This window comes from Chryseobacterium sp. Marseille-Q3244 (assembly GCF_940807095.1).
Classification (GTDB): Bacteria; Bacteroidota; Bacteroidia; order Flavobacteriales; family Weeksellaceae; genus Chryseobacterium.
The window spans coordinates 1-21,064 of record NZ_CALNWX010000025.1 but is presented as its reverse complement, the minus strand read 5'-3'; the positions used below and the strand labels follow the sequence as shown (position 1 = coordinate 21,064).

Annotated in this window: 17 protein-coding genes; 8 read left to right on the top strand and 9 right to left on the bottom strand. The window is 34.5% G+C overall.

The window, feature by feature from the left end; genetic code table 11:
• The first annotated feature begins 3 nt into the window (after window positions 1-3).
• Complete coding sequence (locus NBX25_RS23715; protein WP_250255719.1) at window positions 4-507, top strand: hypothetical protein; 504 nt, start codon at window positions 4-6, stop codon at window positions 505-507.
• 50 nt (window positions 508-557) lie between these two features.
• Here the strand turns inward: NBX25_RS23715 and NBX25_RS23710 are convergent, their stop codons facing one another.
• Window positions 558-1,583 (bottom strand): LLM class flavin-dependent oxidoreductase, encoded by a 1,026-nt coding sequence (locus NBX25_RS23710; protein ID WP_250255718.1) that lies wholly within the window; start codon window positions 1,581-1,583, stop codon window positions 558-560.
• A gap of 154 nt (window positions 1,584-1,737) precedes the next feature.
• On the opposite strand from NBX25_RS23710, the gene NBX25_RS23705 reads away from it, so the two are divergent.
• Entirely contained in the window at window positions 1,738-2,544 is an 807-nt protein-coding gene (locus NBX25_RS23705) for a hypothetical protein (protein WP_250255717.1), read from the top strand.
• Between the two features lie 264 nt (window positions 2,545-2,808).
• Here NBX25_RS23705 and NBX25_RS23700 read toward each other — a convergent pair whose 3' ends face one another.
• On the bottom strand, window positions 2,809-4,947 hold the full coding sequence (locus tag NBX25_RS23700) for a S9 family peptidase (protein ID WP_250255716.1): 2,139 nt from the start codon (window positions 4,945-4,947) through the stop codon (window positions 2,809-2,811).
• Between the two features lie 278 nt (window positions 4,948-5,225).
• Here NBX25_RS23700 and NBX25_RS23695 point away from each other — a divergent pair, with 278 nt between their 5' ends.
• The 3 genes from NBX25_RS23695 to NBX25_RS23685 all read left to right on the top strand — a co-directional run bounded on the left by NBX25_RS23695 (window position 5,226) and on the right by NBX25_RS23685 (window position 7,873).
• Window positions 5,226-5,738, top strand: coding sequence for a YceI family protein (locus NBX25_RS23695; RefSeq protein WP_123909002.1), 513 nt, complete (start codon window positions 5,226-5,228; stop codon window positions 5,736-5,738).
• Between the two features lie 83 nt (window positions 5,739-5,821).
• Window positions 5,822-6,649, top strand: a complete 828-nt coding sequence (gene ygiD / locus NBX25_RS23690; protein WP_123909003.1) for a 4,5-DOPA-extradiol-dioxygenase — start codon at window positions 5,822-5,824, stop codon at window positions 6,647-6,649.
• Between the two features lie 54 nt (window positions 6,650-6,703).
• Complete coding sequence (locus NBX25_RS23685) at window positions 6,704-7,873, top strand: carboxypeptidase-like regulatory domain-containing protein (RefSeq protein WP_250255715.1); 1,170 nt, start codon at window positions 6,704-6,706, stop codon at window positions 7,871-7,873.
• Window positions 7,874-7,928: 55 nt separating this feature from the next.
• Here the strand turns inward: NBX25_RS23685 and NBX25_RS23680 are convergent, their stop codons facing one another.
• The 3 genes from NBX25_RS23680 to hutH all read right to left on the bottom strand — a co-directional run bounded on the left by NBX25_RS23680 (window position 7,929) and on the right by hutH (window position 11,538).
• The gene (locus NBX25_RS23680) at window positions 7,929-9,410 is read right to left on the bottom strand and encodes a S8 family peptidase (RefSeq protein WP_123909005.1); all 1,482 of its coding nucleotides are present in this window, start codon (window positions 9,408-9,410) and stop codon (window positions 7,929-7,931) included.
• Between the two features lie 128 nt (window positions 9,411-9,538).
• Window positions 9,539-9,988 carry a GNAT family N-acetyltransferase gene (locus NBX25_RS23675; RefSeq protein ID WP_250255714.1) on the bottom strand — a complete coding sequence of 150 codons (450 nt, stop codon included), beginning with the start codon at window positions 9,986-9,988 and terminating at the stop codon, window positions 9,539-9,541.
• Window positions 9,989-10,050: 62 nt separating this feature from the next.
• Entirely contained in the window at window positions 10,051-11,538 is a 1,488-nt protein-coding gene (gene hutH, locus NBX25_RS23670) for a histidine ammonia-lyase (protein WP_123909007.1), read from the bottom strand.
• A gap of 130 nt (window positions 11,539-11,668) precedes the next feature.
• Between hutH and NBX25_RS23665 the strand changes: the two genes are divergently transcribed.
• Window positions 11,669-12,430: a hypothetical protein gene (locus tag NBX25_RS23665; RefSeq protein WP_123858986.1), complete on the top strand. Its 762-nt coding sequence runs from the start codon at window positions 11,669-11,671 to the stop codon at window positions 12,428-12,430.
• A gap of 86 nt (window positions 12,431-12,516) precedes the next feature.
• A complete protein-coding gene (gene uvrC, locus NBX25_RS23660) occupies window positions 12,517-14,331 on the top strand; it encodes an excinuclease ABC subunit UvrC (RefSeq protein ID WP_250255713.1) in 1,815 nt (604 codons plus the stop codon).
• Between the two features lie 389 nt (window positions 14,332-14,720).
• Here uvrC and NBX25_RS23655 read toward each other — a convergent pair whose 3' ends face one another.
• The 4 genes from NBX25_RS23655 to NBX25_RS23640 all read right to left on the bottom strand — a co-directional run bounded on the left by NBX25_RS23655 (window position 14,721) and on the right by NBX25_RS23640 (window position 20,394).
• Complete coding sequence (locus tag NBX25_RS23655; RefSeq protein ID WP_250255712.1) at window positions 14,721-17,570, bottom strand: T9SS type A sorting domain-containing protein; 2,850 nt, start codon at window positions 17,568-17,570, stop codon at window positions 14,721-14,723.
• 81 nt (window positions 17,571-17,651) lie between these two features.
• On the bottom strand, window positions 17,652-18,410 hold the full coding sequence (locus NBX25_RS23650; protein WP_250255711.1) for a hypothetical protein: 759 nt from the start codon (window positions 18,408-18,410) through the stop codon (window positions 17,652-17,654).
• A gap of 10 nt (window positions 18,411-18,420) precedes the next feature.
• Window positions 18,421-19,503, bottom strand: a complete 1,083-nt coding sequence (locus NBX25_RS23645; protein ID WP_123858982.1) for a putative type IX sorting system protein PorV2 — start codon at window positions 19,501-19,503, stop codon at window positions 18,421-18,423.
• A 12-nt stretch (window positions 19,504-19,515) separates the two neighbouring features.
• A complete protein-coding gene (locus NBX25_RS23640) occupies window positions 19,516-20,394 on the bottom strand; it encodes a DMT family transporter (protein ID WP_123909011.1) in 879 nt (292 codons plus the stop codon).
• A gap of 170 nt (window positions 20,395-20,564) precedes the next feature.
• Here NBX25_RS23640 and NBX25_RS23635 point away from each other — a divergent pair.
• Window positions 20,565-21,064 (top strand): GNAT family N-acetyltransferase (locus NBX25_RS23635; protein ID WP_250255710.1); only part of this gene is annotated, 500 nt, incomplete at its 3' end.

Sequence of the window (21,064 nt, the reverse complement as noted above, 5' to 3'; positions counted from 1 at the left end):
AGGATGAAAAAAATAAAACTAGCCTTCAGAATAATCATTGATCAGTCTTCAGAAATGACCTGGGACCGTTATGTCTTTGAGGATACTTATTTTGAATATAAAATACAGCATCAGGCTTACGACCATCCAGAGAATCCTGTAAAAAATTATTGGGAACTCTTACAGAAAAATCCGGCAGCAAAGCAAATTCCTTTTTTATTAAGCGGTGCCGCCAGCAATTATGTGTCCCAACTGGGCGGGATTATTAAAAGCCTTCCCGATGTTCTGGGAAATACATTTTTCCCCTTTGAAACCTTTAAGCTTGATTTAGTTTCTTCCCATACCGAAGATGCCTCAAAACACAAAATAGGTCTTACTTTTATAAGTCCAGAACTTTTCCTGATTGATATTATTGATCAAAAATATCTGCTCAGTAAAGAAACAGAGAAAGAAAACGGTTTCGAAATATTTATGTTTCCTTTCCACCCTCAAGTGTCTATTGTTTATTATGAGAAAATAGAATTTTAAATAAATCCTGTAATTAAAAAACCGCCATTGAATTCAACAGCGGTTTATTTTTATAGATTTTGAATAACAGGTTTTACTTCTTTCCCGAATAATTCTATGGATTTAATCATGACATCATGAGCCGGATCACCAATATCCATATGACCAATAAATCTTGTAATTCCAAAGATTTCTTTCATGTAAGCAATTTTATCTGCTACCTCAGCCGGGCTTCCGATGAATAATGCCCCGTCTTTACTTCTTCCACCATCATACTGCATTTTGGTATAAGGTGCCCAGCCTCTGGAAGAGCCTATCCTATCCATTTGAGATTTGTAATTGTGGAAATATCCATCTACCACATTCTGGTTGTCACTTACAAAAGTATGTGAATGAATTGCAATCTGCATTTTAGACATATCATGTCCTGCTTTTTGATATTCCTGTTTGTAGAATTCAATCAGATTTTTAAACTGGATCGGCATTCCGCCAATAATAGCAACCACTAATGGCATTCCCAATTGAGCAGCACTTAAAACAGATTGTGGTGTTCCTCCTACAGCTCTCCAGATCGATATTTTGCCCTCATTTTTTGCTCTTGGATATACGGTCTGATTATTCATTGGAGCACGAAGTTTCCCTGACCATGTTACGTTTTCCTCAGCATTGATCTTTAATAATAAATCCAGTTTTTCATCGAAAAGCTCTTCATAGTCATTCAACGAATAACCATATAAAGGAAATGACTCAATAAAGCTCCCTCGTCCAACGAATATTTCTGCTCTTCCGTTTGAAATTAAATCCAATGTAGAAAAGTCTTCATACACTTTTACCGGTTCTGATGAACTCAAAACAGTTACTCCACTTGCTAGTTTTATATTTTTGGTAATGCTTGCCGCTGCTGCCAATACTATTTCCGGCGAAGAAACAGCATAATCCGGACGATGATGCTCTCCCATCGCAAAGACATCTATTCCTACTTCATCCATGAATTTTACCTGCTCCAGAATTTCATGAAGTTTGGTTCCTGCATCTCTATATTTCCCTGTTGACTGATCGAAAGCTAAATCTCCGAACATTCCTATTCCTAATTCCATATTGTTGATTTTAGTTATACAAAAATACAGCTATAAAGTATCAGATGCATTGATGTTTGATAAGATCGGAATTTGGCACAGGTTGTCTAAATGACGGCTTCTTTTTGTCATGTATCTAAACTTATTTATATTTGAGAATAATAACTTTATGAAAATGAGACACTCACTGGTATTTTTCTTCTTTCTAATGACTACTTTTTACTTTTCACAAAACAAAACGGAAATTTATGTGATTGGAAATATACATGACAGTGTTCCAAATTATCATCCAACAATATTGTTTGATATCCTGAACAAAATAAAACCTGATATTATTCTTCACGAGGTTGACAGCCAGGGAATGAAAGAATATGAGACTGATAAAGATCCCAAGGGAAACGAAATTATCGCAAGCAATCGCTATCTTAAAAAGTTTCCCAATACACTGAGACTTCCTTTTGATTTTGAAAACAGGAATCAATACAGAAAGGATAAAGGGATGGTTCCAACAGATAATTTGTCTGTAAAATTAATTGACAGTCTGTATAAAGCTAAAAAATTGTCACCATCTGAAGCTGAGGAATATGAAATTTTCCTGAATACAACTAAAGAACTCATGAAAAAGGCTGAATTGTCTCCCGAAAATTTCAACAATACAACAACAGATAAGATTTCAGAAAAAAGACAAAATGCTCAATACTCCGGTTTATCAAAAATAACAGAAAATAGGAAAGAGTTTTCCGAAAGATTTGTAACCAAACCTGATGGAGAAAAAATCAGCTACAAAAGCGGGTTTAAATTAATGTCAGGTTTTTGGGATCTAAGAAACCAAACGATGGCTCAGAATATCTATACTGTTTCGATAAGATATCCTCACAAAAAAATAGTTGTTTTAACCGGATTCCTGCACCGTTATTATCTGTTGAAAGAATTAAATAAACTGAACAACGGAAACTATATTATCAAAGAGTTTTACGAATAATATAAAGGATGTTCAATGCAGCAGAAATAGTCTCCAAGAAAATATAAGATTTCCGGCAAGAGTTACACTGATTTTTTTGCCACGAATGCACGAATTTCTTATAATATTGATCGTATATTAGAGCCTATATTCTATGTGCCTATGGGGTTCAAAATTTTAAATCCTTGCGCGTTAAAGAAGTATTCTATTAAATGTTCTTTGCGTCCTTGAGTTTCCCAACAAAAAACAACAAAAAAATCCAACCACAATGGCTGGATTTTAATTTTATTTTTTCAGATATAAATCAAAGTAATCTGTGATTTTCTGCATCAGGTGAACTCTATCTTTTCCGATCACATTATGTGGATGTCCCGGATAAGTAAAGTAATCCAATTGAACTCCATTGTCAACAGCTGATTTGATAAACTTAATGGAATGCTGCCATACTACTACGTCATCCTGTGCCCCGTGGATCATCAATAGTTTTCCTTTCAGGTTCTGAACTTTATCCAAAAGATTAGCTGTTGCATATCCTTGTGGATTTTCTTGCGGCGTATCCATATATCTTTCCCCATACATGATTTCATACATATTCCAGTCGATTACCGGTCCTCCAGCTACTCCTACTTTGAAAACGTCCGGTTTACGAAGCATGAAACTTGTTGTCATGAATCCTCCGAAGCTCCATCCGTGAATACCCATTTTGTCACCATCTACATAAGGAAGAGATTTCAGATAATCTACTCCTTTCATTTGGTCATTCATCTCTGTCGTCCCCAGATTTCTGAATACAGCCTGCTCGAACTTCATTCCTCGGTTGGAAGAACCTCTTCCATCCATAGTGAAGATGATATATCCGTTCTGAGCCATGTATTCATACCAAAGATTTCCGGAAGCCGGAAAACTGTTTGTAATCAATTGTAAGTGTGGCCCATTGTATAAGTAAACAATTGTTGGATATTTTTTATTGGGATCGAAATTCGTTGGTAAGATGATCTTTCCATATAAAGGAGTTCCATCATCAGCCTTTAATTCTACATTTTTAATTTCCGGTCTCTGATAATTCTTTAATGTATTTTCAGAAGTAAGGATATTGGTAGATTTTAAACTGGATGTATTGATAATGTTTCCTAATCGTGGAGTATTGGCATTACTGTAAGCATCATAAAGATAGTTTCCGTCATTGCTCAGAATTCCGAAGTGCATTCCTGCATCTGCATCCAATCTTTGCATTTTGAAATTTGTCCAGTTGATCTTATATAAATGTCTTTCTAAAGGTGTTTCCTTAGTAGAAGTAAAGAAAATTTCTTTTTTCTTTTCATTAAATCCTAAAATATCGGTTACCAACCAGTCTCCTTTTGTGATCTGAGCCACCAATCCTTTTTCTAAACTGTAATGAAATAAGTGATTGTATCCCGTTCTCTGACTCTGCCAGATAAAATCTGTATTTGAATTCGGGAAGAAAGTAAGTGGATGTTGTGGTTCAACATATTTGCTGTCTGATTCTTCAAATAAAGTCTTTACCAAAGTTCCGGTAGCGGCATCATATTGGTTCATCTTCATGTGATTCTGTCCTCTGTTCAGTACCGCTACAAAAATATATTTTGAGTCCGGGCTCCATGTAACCGCTGTTAGATACTGATCTTTCTCACCATCAATCTTAAGGAAAGTTGTAGCTTGTGTTTTGATATTGAAAACACCTAATGTTACCTGATGCGATGTTTGGCCAGCCATTGGATATTTAATGTTATGATTAACGGCTGGCGTTACTGACCAGTCGATGATCGGATAATCTGCTACCATTGACTGGTCCATTTTGTAGAACGCTACACTTTCAGAATTCGGTGCAGGGAAAATTCCGGTATCAATTCCGAATTCATTTCTATGAACAGACTGACCACTGATTATATTTTCATTAACCTCATTGGTTACCGCTATGGTCTTCCCATTTTTATTAACAAATAAATTGTTTTTTGCAGTAAAGGCAAAAGTTTGTCCGTCACCAAACATTTTCACATTGGCTGCATCAAGATCAATCTTTGTTGAGTTCTTTATTTTCCAATCATTGCCAGATTTTTCAATCCAGAACATCTCACCATTAGTATTGAAATATCCATTGGATGTTCCTGTAAACTTAATAGGTGGAACAGATTTCAGCTTATTATTTGCAAACGGTTTGTTCAACTGCGTCAGAGATATTAAGGTATCCTGTTTGTTTGTTTTTAAATCCGTAGCCAGATATCCGCCTTTTACTGACTGGATATAAGATTTTCCGTCCGCAGACCATGAAAATTGCGAAATATTTTTCACTGCAAGGTTGGTACGCATTCCATTCACAGCCTCCGCCATTGTAAATTTCTGTGTCTGGGCAAACGCTGAGCTCCCCAAAACAAGCATCAATAAAGAAAATTTATGTAATTTCATTGTATAAAATTGAATCCATCAAAAATAAGAAATAAAAATCATCCGTTAAGAAACGTTAAAATAAAACATTCATAAAATGGAATTAATGAATTGATGAAAATTATTTCTTACCTTAATAATGGAATTTTATGAGGTTCCTTGGATAAGGTAAAACGGGGTCTGAATAAAAAAAATGGTTTGTAATGAAGTAATTTCATTTCTTATCCTATATCAATGACTTGTATATACTCTCTATCCTAAATTTGCATCATTAACAACAACAAAAAATACAAAATACAATGGCAACAAAATGGATCTTAGACCCTACGCATAGTGAAATTACTTTCAAAGTAAAACACATGATGATTTCTAACGTAAAAGGAAGCTTCAGAACGTTCACTGCTGAAATTGAATCTGAAGACGAATTCTTTGCAAACGCAAAAACTACAGCTACCATTCAGACTGATTCTGTATTCACTAATAATACAGACAGAGACAATCACTTAAAGTCTGCTGAATTCTTCAGTGCTGAAGCTCACCCAACCATCACTTTTGAATCTCAGAAACTGAACAACGAAGTAGTTGGAAACCTTACGATCAACGGAATTACAAAGCCTGTAACATTAGATGTAGACTTCGGTGGAATCAATGTTGATCCATGGGGAAATACAAAAGCAGGTTTCTCTTTTGAAGGAAAAATCAGCAGAAAAGATTTTGGATTGAATTGGAATGCAGCGCTTGAAGCAGGAGGGGTAATGGTAAGTGATGATGTAAAAATCGCTGGCGAATTACAGTTTGTAAAACAAGCATAATTTGTAACATACTTTTTAAAAGGTTCAGGGATTTTTATTAAAAAGCCTTGAACCTTTTATTTTTTTATCAATATTCAATACTTATGAACCTCAACGATCTTCAAAATATAAGTGACAGTTTCAACAACACACAAAGAATGCCGGTTTTATTCCTTGGACACGGCTCTCCGATGAATGCTATTGAAGAAAACCAGTTTGTACAAGGATTCCGCAAAATAGCGAGTGAAATTCCAAAACCGAATGCTATTCTATGTATTTCTGCACATTGGTATACGCCGGGAACCTTTGTCACCGCTATGGAAATGCCTAAAACAATCCATGATTTTTATGGTTTCCCAAAAGAATTGTTTGAAGTACAGTATCCCGCTCACGGAAGTCCGGCACTTGCCAGGGAAACTGCTGAGCTTTTGCTTCCTGTAGAAGTAGAGGAAGATCACAATTGGGGACTGGATCATGGAGCCTGGTCTGTTATAAGACATTTATATCCTGATGCAGATATTCCTGTTATTCAATTAAGCATTGATTATACAAAACCGCCACAATATCATTATGACCTTGCCCAAAGGCTGAATAAGCTTCGTGAGAAAGGAATCCTAATCATAGGAAGCGGAAATATTGTTCATAACCTACGTATGATCGATTGGAAAAATATCAATACCGTTGGTGCTGGCTGGGACTGGGCTATAGAAGCAAGGGAGAAAACCAATAATTGGCTTTTGGATGGTAATTTTCAGAATATTATTGATTACCATAAACAAGGAACTTCTCTACAATATGCAGTTCCTACTCCTGACCATTATTTACCTTTGATCTACACCCTAGCTTTGAAAGATACAACCGAAAAATTATCTTTATTTAACGACGAACTGATTGGTGGATCTTTAAGTATGACCAGTGTGAGAATTGGATAAGCAATTTTCAATCATATCTTTTTTATCACTAAAAATTTAGTAATATTGTTAACCATGAAAACGATATTACTATTTTTTTTATTCACCTATTCCTTTTCTTTTACCCAGGTCATCAAAGGTACCGTGGTAGATGATAAGGAGCATCGATTAAGCAGTGTGAGCATCTATATTGATGGAACAAAAACAGGAACGGTTTCAAAAGAAGATGGAACTTTTAGCCTTTCTCTTTCTACACAAACCAGTGGCAATATTATTTTTCAGAAAGAAGATTATGAAACATTCAGTACAGAAATCTCAACAGTTGTCAACAAAAATCTAAAGGTTGTTTTAACTAAAACCAATGCTATTGAAGAAATAGTATTGATCCCTTATACTTCCGAAGCTTATACTCATTATATCAATACTTTTCTCCGTAATTTTATTGGAGATGATCTAGAAAATGTGAGAATCAAAAATCAAAAAACACTTAAATTTTCTTATGATAAAAAGAAGAAGCTGCTTAGAGTAAAAGCACCTAAGACTTTACTCATTGAAAATAAAAATCTGGGATATGAAATTGAATACAATCTGATCAATTATTCAACAGATTTTAATACGAATATTACCAATTATACAGGAACAAGTTTCTTTAAGGAAACTAAAAATACAGATAAGGTTAAAATCAACCGGATGAATGCTTATGACGGAAGTTCACTTCATTTTTTCAGAAGTATTTACCATAATACAATTCCTGAAAACGAATTCATTGTCAATCAGGTTGTAAAAATCCCCAATTCAAACTACCCTACTGAGAAAGAATTAAATGTTTTAAAAGATTTCATGACCATATCGAAATCTTCAGAGACAATCAATATTCCTGAAGATATCAGAGATATTTCCCGTAGAAAGAATAGTCAAAAACCTTATTCTCTTGCTATCACCAAAACACTGATCCCTGATTCAGACTATGTGAAAAGAACAAACGGACAGGTTCTCTTTAGTTTTAAAGATATTCTTCAGGTTAATTATACCAAGGCACCTTATGAAAGCATTAAAAAAAATCAATTTATCAGAGGAAAATACAATAGAACCTTATCTACTTTTCTCTATTCAGAGGAAGGAGAGTCTTTTGAAGTTTCAAAAGATGGAAATATTACCACACCTGATCAGCTTGTTACCCAGGGAGAATTTTCGAGGAATAAAGTTGAAAAAATGCTTCCTTTGGATTATCAGTTGGGAGATTAAGGGGCAATATAAAAAAGAAGCAGGAATTCTCTTTCCCTGCTTCCTTTAAAAAAAATTATTGTACAGCCTTTAAAACATTAATGTTCCCATAGCCATAGCTCGAATTAACAGTTGGATAATAGGTTGCCGACTGCCTCATTTTATTAAGAACCTGATCTCTGGTCCATGATGGGTTTTTAGCCCAAACCAATGCTGCAATCCCGGCAGTGGCCGCCGTCGCCACTGAAGATCCTCCTACGTAATCTGCTTGTCCGTTGTAATAACTTAAAACCGGAACTGTATTTCCTGATGCTCTTTCCATCTGGAAGGTAAAATCAATCTGACTTCCGGAGTGGCAAACATTACATTTCTGATTGGAAGTTCCTTCTTTTACTCCTGTTATTGCCTGGGTTTCCGGCATTGAAGCAGGGAAGATAACCCCTACAAAATTCGTAAAGCTGGTAGATGTTCCTCCTGCACAGAAAATCAGTTTTCCTCTGGCATAAGCATATTTCACTCCATCCTCAATTTTCCCTACTGAAAAAATATGTCCCATTGACATAGAGATGATTTTTACATTGGTATTGTTACCTAAGTCTGTAAACGCAGTTTTCACTCCATTTTGCTCACTGGAAGTTTCCAATACTACATTTTCGGCAGCACGGTAAGCAATAAGATTTGCATTGTAGGCTACTCCTACGGGAAGTCCCGCATTATTTCTCGGGGCCGCCATTACAGAAGCCATTTTGGTTCCGTGCCCGCATTGATCTGCTGAACCATCAGCATTATAAACTCCAAATTTGGTGATCGTTCTTCCTGATGATGCTCCATTATTAAAACTGGATCCTAGTAAAGACTGATCTGGAGAAACTCCAGTATCAATAAGCCCAATGGTTACTCCTGCTCCTGTACTGTAGTTCCAGGCGTCAGGAATATTATGTTTGGTAAATGCCCATGGAATTTTTGCAGTGGGTGTTGTGGATGTATAATCTACAGCACTTAAAGTAGCAGTGGAGAAACCACATCCTGAAGAACCGCTGCCCGAAGATTTTGAAGTGGTATTATATTTGGCTTCATTTTCAAAATAATGATAGTCTGCGGGCTCTACATATCGTATGTTTTTCATCTGGCGAAGAGCCGTTATCGTTTCTTCTTTTTCGATGGTTACATCCAGTTGGTTAAGATACTTGTCGGAATTCAAAAGGAATCTTGCTGATCCTCTTCCTTCAGATTTTGCAATGGCATTTAAAATTTCGTCCTCCATATTTTTATTATCCGGAGATTTACTTCTGTCAAAATCATCCTTGGATGAACCAAATCCAATAGATACCATTCTGTTCCCACGGAAAATAGCGCTCCAAAGAAAATGATCGGATTCATTCTTCCAATTGAAAGTTCCTTCATTTTTTATAGCCTGGTTGATCCTTTCATTAATCTGTTTTTCCGTTAACGGAGTTTTCTGAGACATTTCAGTATTCGGGTTCTCATTGCGAAGTTCCTCCTGTGTACAGGAGTTTAAGGCAAAAAATAATGCCAGGAAAAATACAGTTTTTTTCATATGTTATAATTTTGGTTGGAGCCACAATATAACACTTTCATGAGAATTAAAAGTTTAAAAAAAATAAATTTAGCATTACATGAATATTAATATCAGGAGTAAATACCAGGTCAGAATTTCAAGTGTTCTTACCTCAATTGCTTTTCATAACATACACTACTCTCCACACCAATATATTGTCCATAATTAGGAATTCTTAGGAATCCACTTTTTTCATAAACGGAAATGGCATTCGTCAATTCCCTGGAAGTTTCGAGAACGGCTTTTTTATACCCTAAATCCTTAGCCCAATTTTCTAATTCCTTTACAATGGAAGAGCCTAACCCTCTTTTTCTGAACGCTGGGTTGGTAAACATTCTTTTGATCTCCACAGTATCTTCGGAAAGTTCTTTGAAAGCGCCACATGCTGCCGGAACTTCATCAATATAAACCACAATGCAATTTTTAATCTTATCAGTTGTATTAAACTGGGCAAAAAATGCATCATCAGCTCCGTTATGTTCTGCAAGCGTAGAATCAAGGTACTTTACCAAGGTTTGAAAATCTGAAGAGCTGGAATCTGTTCTATGGATAGTCATATTTATTTGATCGATTTTAGAAACAAAAAAGCTCCCATTGGGAGCCTTTCATTTTTATTTGATTAGTTTACAACAAACTTTCTTTCTTTGATAAGCTCTGCAATGGCCAGCATATCCTGACCGATCAGTCTGTCATCTTCAAGTTTAGCAACCTTGGAACGAAGAATTGTGAAGTTTTCTTCAATGATCTTAGAACACTTTGATGGTCTTCTGAACTCTAGACCCTGAGCAGCAAACATTAATTCAACAGATAGAATATTAACCAGATTTCCAAGAACCTGATTGAATTTTCTTCCAGAAATACTTCCCATGGAAACGTGGTCTTCCTGTCCTAAACTTGTAGGAATAGAATCCGCAGATGCAGGGAAACACAATGTTTTATTTTCTGTTACCAACGCTGCAGAAGTATACTGAGGAATCATAAATCCTGAATTCAGTCCTGAACTTTCTGTTAATAATCTTGGAAGTCCATATTTTCCTTCCAATAATAAGTAGCTTCTTCTATCCGAAATATTTCCTAATTCAGCCGCTGCAAGCGTTGCATAATCTAATGGTAAAGCCATCAGCTGCCCGTGAAAGTTTCCTCCGGAGATAGATTCTTCAGCACTTAAAACAATCGGGTTATCTGTTACAGAATTCAATTCTGTTTCTGCCATACTTTTAAGATGTTCAAAAGCATTTCTGCTCGCTCCGTGAACCTGTGGCACACATCTCATGGAATAAGGATCCTGCACTCTCTCACAATCTTCATGAGCTTTCATATTTTCTGAACCTTTCAGGAACTTAAGCATTCTTGCAGCTACTTTTTTACTTCCTTCAAATGGTCTGATCTCATGAAGTTCTTTTTTGAAAGGACTTTCAGACCCTCTGTATGCTTCAATACTCATTGCAGCTGTCATATCAGCAAGATCCAACAGATATTCAAACTTCTCAAGTCCTTTGATGGAATGCGCTAAGATAAACTGGGTACCATTGATTAGTCCCAATCCTTCTTTTGGCCCAAGAGCCAATGGTTCAAGATTATGTTTTTCCAATACTTCCAGGGTATCAGAAATTGTATCTCCTTCCCAAACCTGTCCAAGACCTAATAAAGGCAACACCAGATGAGCTAAAGGAGCTAGATCTCCAGAAGCACCTACAGATCCCTGTTCAGGAACAACCGGAATAATATCTTTTTCAAGCATAAGAATCATTCTCTCGATAACATCAAGAGAAACTCCGGAAAATCCTTTTGACAAAGCATGAACTTTAGCAATCATCATGATTTTAGAAAGTTCTTTTTCAATAGGTTTCCCTACTCCTACAGCATGGGAAATAATCAGGTTATACTGTAACTGAGCTGTTTCATCAGCTGATATTTTAGTATCGCACAGTGGTCCGAACCCTGTATTGATACCATATACGCATCTGTCGGACTCAACAATTTGCTGTACGTTTTTCTGAGATTTTAAAATTTGGTCTTTTGCTGCTTTATTCAGCTTGGCTTTATTAGGTTTTTTACATATTTCCAGAACATCATGGAAAGTAAAAACATCTACTCCGTATATCATTTCTAAAAAATTTTCTTAAAATTACGCATTTAACAATAATTGAAGAAACTAAATTTCACTGTTCTATCTTTTTATGTAAAGAAGCGAATTAATTTGTTATTTTTACCGCGAAAATTAAAAACTATAATACATGAGACTGAAAACTCTACTACTTGCATTATGTGTTGCAGGCACAGCCACTTTTGCCCAAAAAGTGAAATATTCCAAGGAAGAAAGAAAAGAAATGAATCGTTATCTATTTAACGAAGGTTTCAATACGGCAACAGACAAAAAAGTTTCCACCATTATCTTAAAGGACAATACGGAACATCAAGGATATAGCAAATCATGGGAAAAGCAAAGAGGACAGATTCTTTCTATTACTATTGAAGATGTTGATTCAAGAAAACCTATGAAATTTGCGGCGGCTGATATTGCTGAAATGTATTTGTATGCAACAGACACTGAAAAGTCTATGAAAGCAGCAAAGTTTATTTCAAATATGAGAAATTACAGCACTAAAAAATACAGAAAATCTATAACCGACGATGCTATTCCCTATGAGAACCAAATCGTTTCTTTAAAAAACAAGAAAGAACCCAAAGCTTTTTTAATGCAGGTCATCAATCCTGAATTTAATGAACTTATAACCGTTTACCATGATCCATTTGCTTCAGAAACTATCAGTACTGGTTTTGCTGGTGCTCCTGCATTTGGAGGAGGTGTTATTAAATCTTATTATGTAAAGAAAGGAAATAAGGTAATGTGGCTTCACAAAGATGATTTTGAGGACAATTATGACTTTTTATTTGGAGATAACGCTGAATTCATGAAAAAATATCCAAAAAATTCTGTAGAATGGGATTATTTCAGCTTTTTAGTGTATCAATATACTGATATGAACCACGGATAAAATACATCATTAAAATATCAAAACCTGTAGAATCATCTGCAGGTTTTTCTTTTTTTAAATAGGGAAAGTTTCCTTAATTTTGTTATATGAATCCTTCTTTAGAATTACAGCTCAAAACTTTACCTTCCGAACCTGGTGTTTATCGTTATTATGATAAAAACGAGCAATTATTGTATGTAGGAAAAGCTAAAAATTTAAAGAAAAGGGTTCTCTCCTACTTTAATAAAAATCTTTCAGGATACAGGATCAAAATTATGGTTGGCAAGATCCAACGTCTGGAAACAACCATTGTAAACAGTGAGTATGATGCTCTTTTGTTGGAAAATAATCTGATTAAAGAACATCAACCGTTTTATAATGTCATGCTTAAAGATGACAAAACCTATCCTTGGATCTGTATTAAAAATGAAGATTTTCCCAGAATTTTTCTCACCAGAAATGTCATTAAAGATGGTTCGGAATATTATGGACCTTATGCAAAAGTACGTCCCGCAAAAATTTTGCTGGATACCATCAAACATATTTATAAACTCAGAACCTGTAATCTGAATCTTTCGCCTGCTAAAATTGCAGACGGAAAGTATAAAGTCTGTCTGGAGTATCATATTAAAAACTGTGAAGGTCCTTGTGAAGATCTTGAAAGTAAAGAAGAATATGATGAAAAGATAGATGCCATCCGTGGAATCATTAAAGGAGATTTCCGCAAAGCAAAGGAGTATCTGGTGAATCAAATGATGAAGCACGCCTCCAATCTTCAGTTTGAAGAAGCTCAGATTATTAAGGAAAGACTGGATATTCTGGAGGATTATCAGGCTAAAAACACAGTGGTCAATCCAAATATTGATGATGTGGATGTTTTCGGTATGACCAGTGATGAGACTGCAGCTTATGTTAACTTCTTCAAAATAAGAAACGGAAATATCATCCAGAGTTTCACTACAGAAATTAAAAAAATTCTTGAAGAGACTGATGAAGATATTATGGAAGAGGCTTTAATTGAGATCAGGCAGAAGTTTGGATCTGATTCTAAAGAAGTACTGCTTCCTTTCCATTTATCTGTAGAAATTCCAAATGTAAAACTTATTGTTCCTAAAGTTGGAGATAAAAAAAGAATCGTAGAGCTTTCTGAAAAAAATGCAAAGGAATATCGTCTGGAAAAATTAAAACAAGTTCAGATTGTTGATCCGGAAAGACATACGAACAGGATTATGGCTGAAATGCAAAAGCTTCTCAGAATGCCTGTAGAGCCCCGCCATATTGAAGGATTTGACAACTCGAATATCCAGGGAACCAACCCGGTTTCTGCCTGCGTAGTTTTTAAAGACGGGAAACCTAGCAAGGCAGACTACAGAATTTTTCACCCTAAAACAGTAGAAGGTCCTAACGACTTTGCAACGATGGAGGAAGTTATCTACCGTCGATATAAGAGAATGCTGGATGAAGGGGAAAGCTTACCACAATTGATTCTTATTGATGGTGGAAAAGGTCAATTATCTTCTGCTGTCAAAAGTCTTAGACTATTAGGATTGTATGGGAAAATTACCATCGTAGGAATTGCCAAAAGGCTTGAAGAGATTTTCTTTCCGGAAGATCCTATTCCATTATATCTCGACAAAAAGTCCGAGACTTTAAAAATCTTACAAAGAGTACGGGATGAAGCTCACCGATTTGGGGTAAAACATCATAGAACAAGAAGAAAAAATTCCACTATAAAATCTGAACTGGAAGAAATTCCTGGTGTGGGAGAAAAAACCATAGAATTATTACTGTCTAAACTTAAGTCTGCAAAAAGAATTAAAGAAGCCAACCAAGAAACATTGGAAGAGATCTTAGGTAAAAGTAAAGCGAAAGTGATTTGGGAGTTTTTCAATAATAACGGATCGTCTCGCCTACTCCATTAATTTATTTTTCACAAATAAAGGAACTTTTTTTTATAAAATTACAATTCAAAATACATTTTCTCAATAAGAGACAAATACTATAAAAACACACCATAAACCTATATTAAGGCTAATAAAAATTCAATATATTTAAAATATAAAACAAATAATATTATTATATGTGTTTTTTTCATAAATTAGTATTATCAATTATCAAACAATAATACCATGAAAAAAAACTCATTCTGCAAATGATAATGCATTAGCCATTCTACCCTATTTTCCCTTTTTCTAATTTTTTTATACAAATCCATAACCTGGTAGACTCCTAATTATTACTCTAAAAAAAGAAAAAACACATCAACATATCTATTACAAAAAGGCTCTTTTTCAAGAGCCTTTTATATTGATTATTTTTTTATGATTTTACCGAGGTAATCTCCTTTACTTGTTTTGACTTTAATGAAATATATTCCTGATGAAAGTTCTGCTACATTAATATTCGTATGGTTGTAGATCATATCCTTTACCAACTTTCCGGAGGAATCGAAAATTTTCAGGGTCTCTATTTTATCATTTTCTTTCAATCTTACTGAAAAATATTCTGAAACAGGATTAGGATAAATCTGAAGATCTAAAGTTCTATTTTTACTTTCTGTTTTAGTAGTTTCATTGGTTGCCAGATAAACCGGCATTAGATCTGTAATTTCATATAATTCACTTCCATGTTCTTTGGTGGAAATGGTCAGAAATAGTTTTTCACCATCTGTTCCCATTTTCTGAATATTTTCATTAGCCAAAAGCTGATTATCATCGTTGGTTACAAAAATATCCATAGGATAAACGGAAGTACCATCACTTTTCCATACTTTTTGGGAATCACCATTCAGGAAATAAAAATAGTTATTAATACACGTCATATCTTTCACAGAAGAAATATTTTGGGATAAATTAGAAGTACCACCAGCTGTCCCATCTGTTTTCCACAGTTGCGTATTATTGTTATTGGTAAAAAATAACTGATTTCCACATTTTTTAAATTGTACATTCCCTGAAAAATGATCTGATACAATCTTTTCCGTCCCGGCAACAGTTCCATCTGTAGAATACAAAGCTGGCGAGGGATAACCTGAGGTCACATAAAATAACTTATCATTAAACACTATTGTTTCTCTTGCAATAGTGGTAGAGCTATAAGGAGCTGCGTAAGATTTCAGCAATACAGCAGATGCCTGATCTCCGTTTGAGACCCAAAGTTCATTCTGTCCGGAGCTGTAGTTTGTCGGAGTATTTTCCTGTTGTTTTGTAAAGAATAGCTTATCATTAAATGTATTTAAGACTTTGATATCACCATCTGTTCCGTCCTGGTAGGAAAACTGTATTGCCTTTTGAGTATTTGCTTCAGTAGCATCTGTTTTCCAGATTCCCAGCTTTCCATTTTCTTTTGCCACAAAATAGGCAAATCCATTCAACACTGCAGCTTTTGAATCTACGGAATAAAGACTTCCCATATTATCTGTGGAAATATCTTTTACTAGACTAACGGTATTAGATGTATTATCAATTTTCCAAAGTTCAGTACCCACCAAATTATTATATCCGGCAAAAAGTAATGTATTATCGTTTAAACTTGTATACAATACCCTGCTGGTGATATCCGGCGATGATATTGATATGGTATTGGCTGCTGTTCCATCTGTTCTGTAGGCCCCTTCAGGTGTATACAGATAATTTCCAACTTTAATAAAATTGTCATTAAAGCCACTGCTCATTCCAACAGACCAATCATTCCCATAATTGGACAGTCTCTCAATCTGCTGCGTACTTTTATTTCTTTTATAAATCTGGCTTTTATATTGTCTGTCTGTTGCGATGAAAATCAGGTCATTATTCAGTCCATAAAATGCATGAGGGGAAGAACTATCAGACTTATTGATATCAGAAGCTATTGCAATCTCATGGGTAACCGGATCTAATGAAAATAGCTCTGTTCCATATTTCGGAGTACTTCCGCTAAGATAAATTTTAGAATTCAGGTCTATAAAACTATTATTGGATGACATATCAAGTCCTGTGATCTCAAAATTCTGAGATGAATTTCCATTAACAACCCAGAATCTGTTATAATAATTAGGCATTGTAAGAATCAGGTGGTTATTATCTGAACTCGTTCCATATATCAAAGCATCATTATTGGTATTATAGCGAACAGTTCCGGCTTCTGTACCATCTGTTTCCCAAATATAATTACCATATCCCAAACTTACCCCGTTGGCACCATTTTGAAAGAATATTTTATTATTAAATTTTACAAATTTCATCATGGTCATAGAACTTGTAGCTCCGGGCATCAGATTCTTGAGTAAATGTGTTCCGGCAGCTGTTCCATCAGAAATCCACGGTTCTAAACCGTTTACAGTATCAGATCCTGTAAAAACAAAATAGTCATCAGTTGCTGCACCCTCCAGCTGATAAAACCCTACAGGTTTTACAGATACTGTACCTGCTTCAGTTCCATCTGTTGAGTATAATTCATATCCTGTTCCAACATTAGCAACAAAATAAAGTTTATTCTTTAAAATTAATGCTTTAAAGTCTCCATCAATACTTCCGTATGATGGACCGGTGACAATATCTTTTAATAATGATGTTCCTGCTGCCGTACCATCTGATTTCCATATCTCTGTTCCATGCACACCATCATTAGCCGCAAAAAACACGGTATCATTCATGGTATACATTTTAATATTTCCGGAAGTATATTCAAATGTTTTTAGCTGCTGCAGAATACCTGTTACTATATTATAGCCCCAAAGTTCTTTATTGTGATAGAAAAAGATATTATTTCCTGTGGCTGCGGTAACTTCAATTGAATAATAAAAATTAAGATCTGTTAATTTGGAAGTCCCTGCCGTTGTTCCATCTGTTACCCAGAGCTGTTTGTTGTCATTATTATTCTGAGTAATAAAGTATATCTTATTATTGAGTTTCATAAAAGCAGGATTACCAGACATGCTCATACTAGAGCCCGGAAAAATATCTTTTATTAACGATGATTTTTGTGTTATTGGATTAAAACTCCACAACGCTGTTCCATCAGATTTTGAAGCAGGAAAAAGAATACGGTCATTCAATTTTATAAGCGGGGCTGGGCTACTTGAAGATCCGAAGTTAATCTCATGTAATTGAGTATTAAATACATTTTGTGCACTTGAGTATATTGACATCACTGCCAATATCGAAATATAAATTTTTTTCACGATTTTAATTTATAAAGTTAATCCTTAATTCAAAAATATTTTGAACTAAGGATTAATTATTATGGATTCTATTTATGTAGATTATTTTGCAACGAAAGTTTCTTTAGAATATCTTCCATCAGCCTGTGGAATATCAATTACAATAGTTCCATTTTCAAAATAACCAATGGTCATATTATTATCTGCAAGCTTTACTATGAATACATCTTTTTTTGAAGTTGTTTTAAAGATAGCAAACGGCACAGAACTTCCTGATTTCGCCAGAATAAACTGATTAGCATCAATCTGTATTTTCTGTACATCTACTTTTCCGTTAGAATAATTACCCGCTGCAGGAGCAACCACAGCTGTTTCCTGAACAGAACTTTGGGTAGTATTATTAATATTTATGCTATTTGAAGATTGATTTTTTGCAGGTAACATTGCAACAGGATTAGAAGTACTTACTTTTATTAAAGCTACCTTCAGAGCATCTGCAAGACCTTCTTCAAATTCCTTGATGTTGGAGCTTCCTTTAGATTCAAGAATCACCTTATTATTACAATCTGTAAATTGCAGAACAACCTTATTTGTAAACATATTAGAATTATTCAATACATTAGAAATCAATATATTACAAGAATTACCTATGGCATCAGAAGGCCATTCATCTATACTTATTGGCAAGATAACATAATTCTTTGCTTTTAGTACTTTTGCTAAAAAAATTTCTAAACCGTAATTAGATTTCTTGAAATCATCAAATTTCTCCGGAATAGATACATATTTATAATCTGAAACTTTTTGCCCGAAAATGGCTGTTGAGCAAATGGCCAACATCAATATTGATAACTTTTTCATATCATTCATTTTAATCGTTTCTGAATGCTCCCATATCCAGTTTAAGTGAGAAGAAATTAGAATAGAAATTAGAACCTCCAATTCCTGAATTCGTAATCGCATAATCCAGCGTAAGTCCTCTATATCTGATCCCGATCCCCGCACTTGGCTGGAAAGAAACTTTTCTTTTTAAATCTTCTATATCTGTAATAGACTGGAACCTATTGATCCCTAATCGCACAAAAATCATTTTCTGATATCCTAATTCAGCTCCTGCATAGGGACTGATACTGGCAAAATCGGTTGAGATCAAAGAAGCCGTTTTCGCAAAATCTACATTAATTCCTGCTTCCGGCAATACATAAACACTACTGTTGATTTCAAATAATTTACTCGCTCCTACATTAAGCTTAGGCATCGTAAGTTCCATTTTATCTTTTGGTGCCGGGTTAAATTCTTCGCCGTTCACCACTGTTGATAATTCTTTCTGATTAATACTCCAAAAGTTAACAGTAGTCGTAATATCTCTTATCATTCCCCCGAATTTCCATCCGTTTTCACCTTTATAAATAGCCCCTACATCAAAACCAAAACCATATCCATTTGCAAATTTACCTACATTTCTATAGACAATTTTAGCGTTCACCCCAACATCAAGATTAGGATTTCCTCCGGGACGGAATGCATATGAAAGTATAGCAGCATAATCAGATTGAGAGAATTTTGTGATTTTATCATAATCAATATTCCCTTCTGCATCAATCATCTGAGTGGTATTCAAAATATTATCTACTCCTAACCTTACTACAGAAACTCCAAAAACTCCTTCCTCCAATACTTTAGCATAAGCCAGATAATCATATTTTGCAATAGATTCAAAGTATTCAGCATGCATTGCAGCTCCCTGCCAGTCTTTTTCAATAGACATCAAACCTGCCGGGTTCCACATAGGAGAATACACATCGTCCTGATTGGATATTACAGCACCTCCCATTGCCAGTCCTCGGGCACCCGCTCCGATATTTAAGAATTCATTGGAATATTTCCTGATGATCTGAGATTGAGACAGCCCATAGAGCAGTGAAAATGCAAGTAAAAAATATTTTTTCATCATTTAAAATTGATGCTAGTTAAAGTTTTTAGTTTTTCTGGCTTTTATTAATCCATTCGCAATGATTGCCAGTATCATAACTCCTGAAGCTATATAAAATATAGGACTCATATGTTCTGATTCCCCAAAGATAAAAAAAGCTAGTATAATTCCGTAAACAGGTTCCAAATTAACTGTTAAAATTAGAGTAAAAGGCGATATATACTTCATTAATTTCACCGATTCCAGCATTGGAAAAGCAGTGAAAACACTGGCTAACAAGCATATTAACGCTATATCACGATAGTTTATTTCATTCATCTGAAAAATTTGTCCTGAAAACAAATAAATTACCATTAAAATGAACCAACCACAGAATATTTCGTAAAATATAATATTTCCGGAACTCGTTTTTCCAAACATTTTCCCATTAAAAACAGAAAATATAGTCCCAAAGACAGCACACAGAATACCATATATAATTCCTTCTTTATATTGAAATTCTGTCTTGAAGATCAATAAAATACAGGCTACAATCACGACTCCCATCACCACTTCTGAAATATCAATCTTCCTTTTAAAGATAACAGGCTCCAAAATAGAGGCAAAGAGTGTGGATAATGATAAACAACTTAATGCAATGGAGACATTGGAAACTTTAATGGAATAAAAAAAACAGTACCAATGAAGGGCCATGGTAAAACCTATTGCAGCCAGCTGAAAAAAAATTTTTTTTGAAACCCTTATGCTTTCTTTTTTATATATTCTGATAAATGCAAAAAGAAAGATCGCTGCAAACAGCATTCTGTAAAATACCAGAATCTGAGCATTCGCATGAATCAGTTTTCCTAAAATTGCAGTGAATCCCCATAAAAATACTATTAAGTGCAATCTGAAAAGCGCTAATTTATGCATATCCTACCTTCTTTAAAATTTTAACAGGCAAATTTACAAATAGGCTTTTATAAATCTCACAAAAAATATAAATTTAAGTTAATAAAAAATGATAAATATAGTTTTTAATAGTTTTTGTATCCAATACATGATCTATTCTATTAATTTTCTAAAAAAGATTAAAAAAAATAATGATATTAAATCCGGATATTACAATTAAGACAGAACGTATAACCTTACAACCCGTTAATGATTCATACATTGATGATATTCTAGAACATTTTACAAAAGAAGTCACTAAATATATGCCCTTCAACCCACAAGGTGACAGAAAAGAGATTATCAATTTTGTTAATGAATCGAAAAGAACTTTATCACAAAATACGGACTTGGTAATGGTTGCTTTAGATACAAAAGGAACTTTTATTGGATGCTGCGGTATTCATAACATAACAGAGGAATCCATTGAGCTTGGATTATGGCTAAAAAAAAGTTCTCAAGGGAAAGGATTAGGAACTGAAATCATAACCAAACTTATTGAATTTCTTGAAAACAATTTTACATTTAAATATATTGTATATCCAGTAGATGAAGACAATTTAGCCAGTAAAAAAATTCCGGAAAAACTTGGATTCATTCCCGTTAAAAATATAAGAAATTTAAAAATCCAATTACTGATCTTACTATTTTA

Excerpts from the sequence above, each read along its gene's own strand:
- NBX25_RS23680 (WP_123909005.1), bottom strand. The coding sequence starts at position 9,410 with ATGAAAAAAACTGTATTTTTCCTGGCATTATTTTTTGCCTTAAACTCC.
- NBX25_RS23715 (WP_250255719.1), top strand. The coding sequence starts at position 4 with ATGAAAAAAATAAAACTAGCCTTCAGAATAATCATTGATCAGTCTTCA.
- NBX25_RS23675 (WP_250255714.1), bottom strand. The coding sequence starts at position 9,988 with ATGACTATCCATAGAACAGATTCCAGCTCTTCAGATTTTCAAACCTTG.
- NBX25_RS23705 (WP_250255717.1), top strand. The coding sequence starts at position 1,738 with ATGAGACACTCACTGGTATTTTTCTTCTTTCTAATGACTACTTTTTAC.
- hutH (WP_123909007.1), bottom strand. The coding sequence starts at position 11,538 with ATGATATACGGAGTAGATGTTTTTACTTTCCATGATGTTCTGGAAATA.
- NBX25_RS23650 (WP_250255711.1), bottom strand. The coding sequence starts at position 18,410 with ATGAAAAAGTTATCAATATTGATGTTGGCCATTTGCTCAACAGCCATT.
- NBX25_RS23695 (WP_123909002.1), top strand. The coding sequence starts at position 5,226 with ATGGCAACAAAATGGATCTTAGACCCTACGCATAGTGAAATTACTTTC.
- ygiD (WP_123909003.1), top strand. The coding sequence starts at position 5,822 with ATGAACCTCAACGATCTTCAAAATATAAGTGACAGTTTCAACAACACA.
- NBX25_RS23640 (WP_123909011.1), bottom strand. The coding sequence starts at position 20,394 with ATGCATAAATTAGCGCTTTTCAGATTGCACTTAATAGTATTTTTATGG.
- NBX25_RS23645 (WP_123858982.1), bottom strand. The coding sequence starts at position 19,503 with ATGATGAAAAAATATTTTTTACTTGCATTTTCACTGCTCTATGGGCTG.
- NBX25_RS23685 (WP_250255715.1), top strand. The coding sequence starts at position 6,704 with ATGAAAACGATATTACTATTTTTTTTATTCACCTATTCCTTTTCTTTT.
- NBX25_RS23700 (WP_250255716.1), bottom strand. The coding sequence starts at position 4,947 with ATGAAATTACATAAATTTTCTTTATTGATGCTTGTTTTGGGGAGCTCA.
- NBX25_RS23710 (WP_250255718.1), bottom strand. The coding sequence starts at position 1,583 with ATGGAATTAGGAATAGGAATGTTCGGAGATTTAGCTTTCGATCAGTCA.
- uvrC (WP_250255713.1), top strand. The coding sequence starts at position 12,517 with ATGAATCCTTCTTTAGAATTACAGCTCAAAACTTTACCTTCCGAACCT.
- NBX25_RS23665 (WP_123858986.1), top strand. The coding sequence starts at position 11,669 with ATGAGACTGAAAACTCTACTACTTGCATTATGTGTTGCAGGCACAGCC.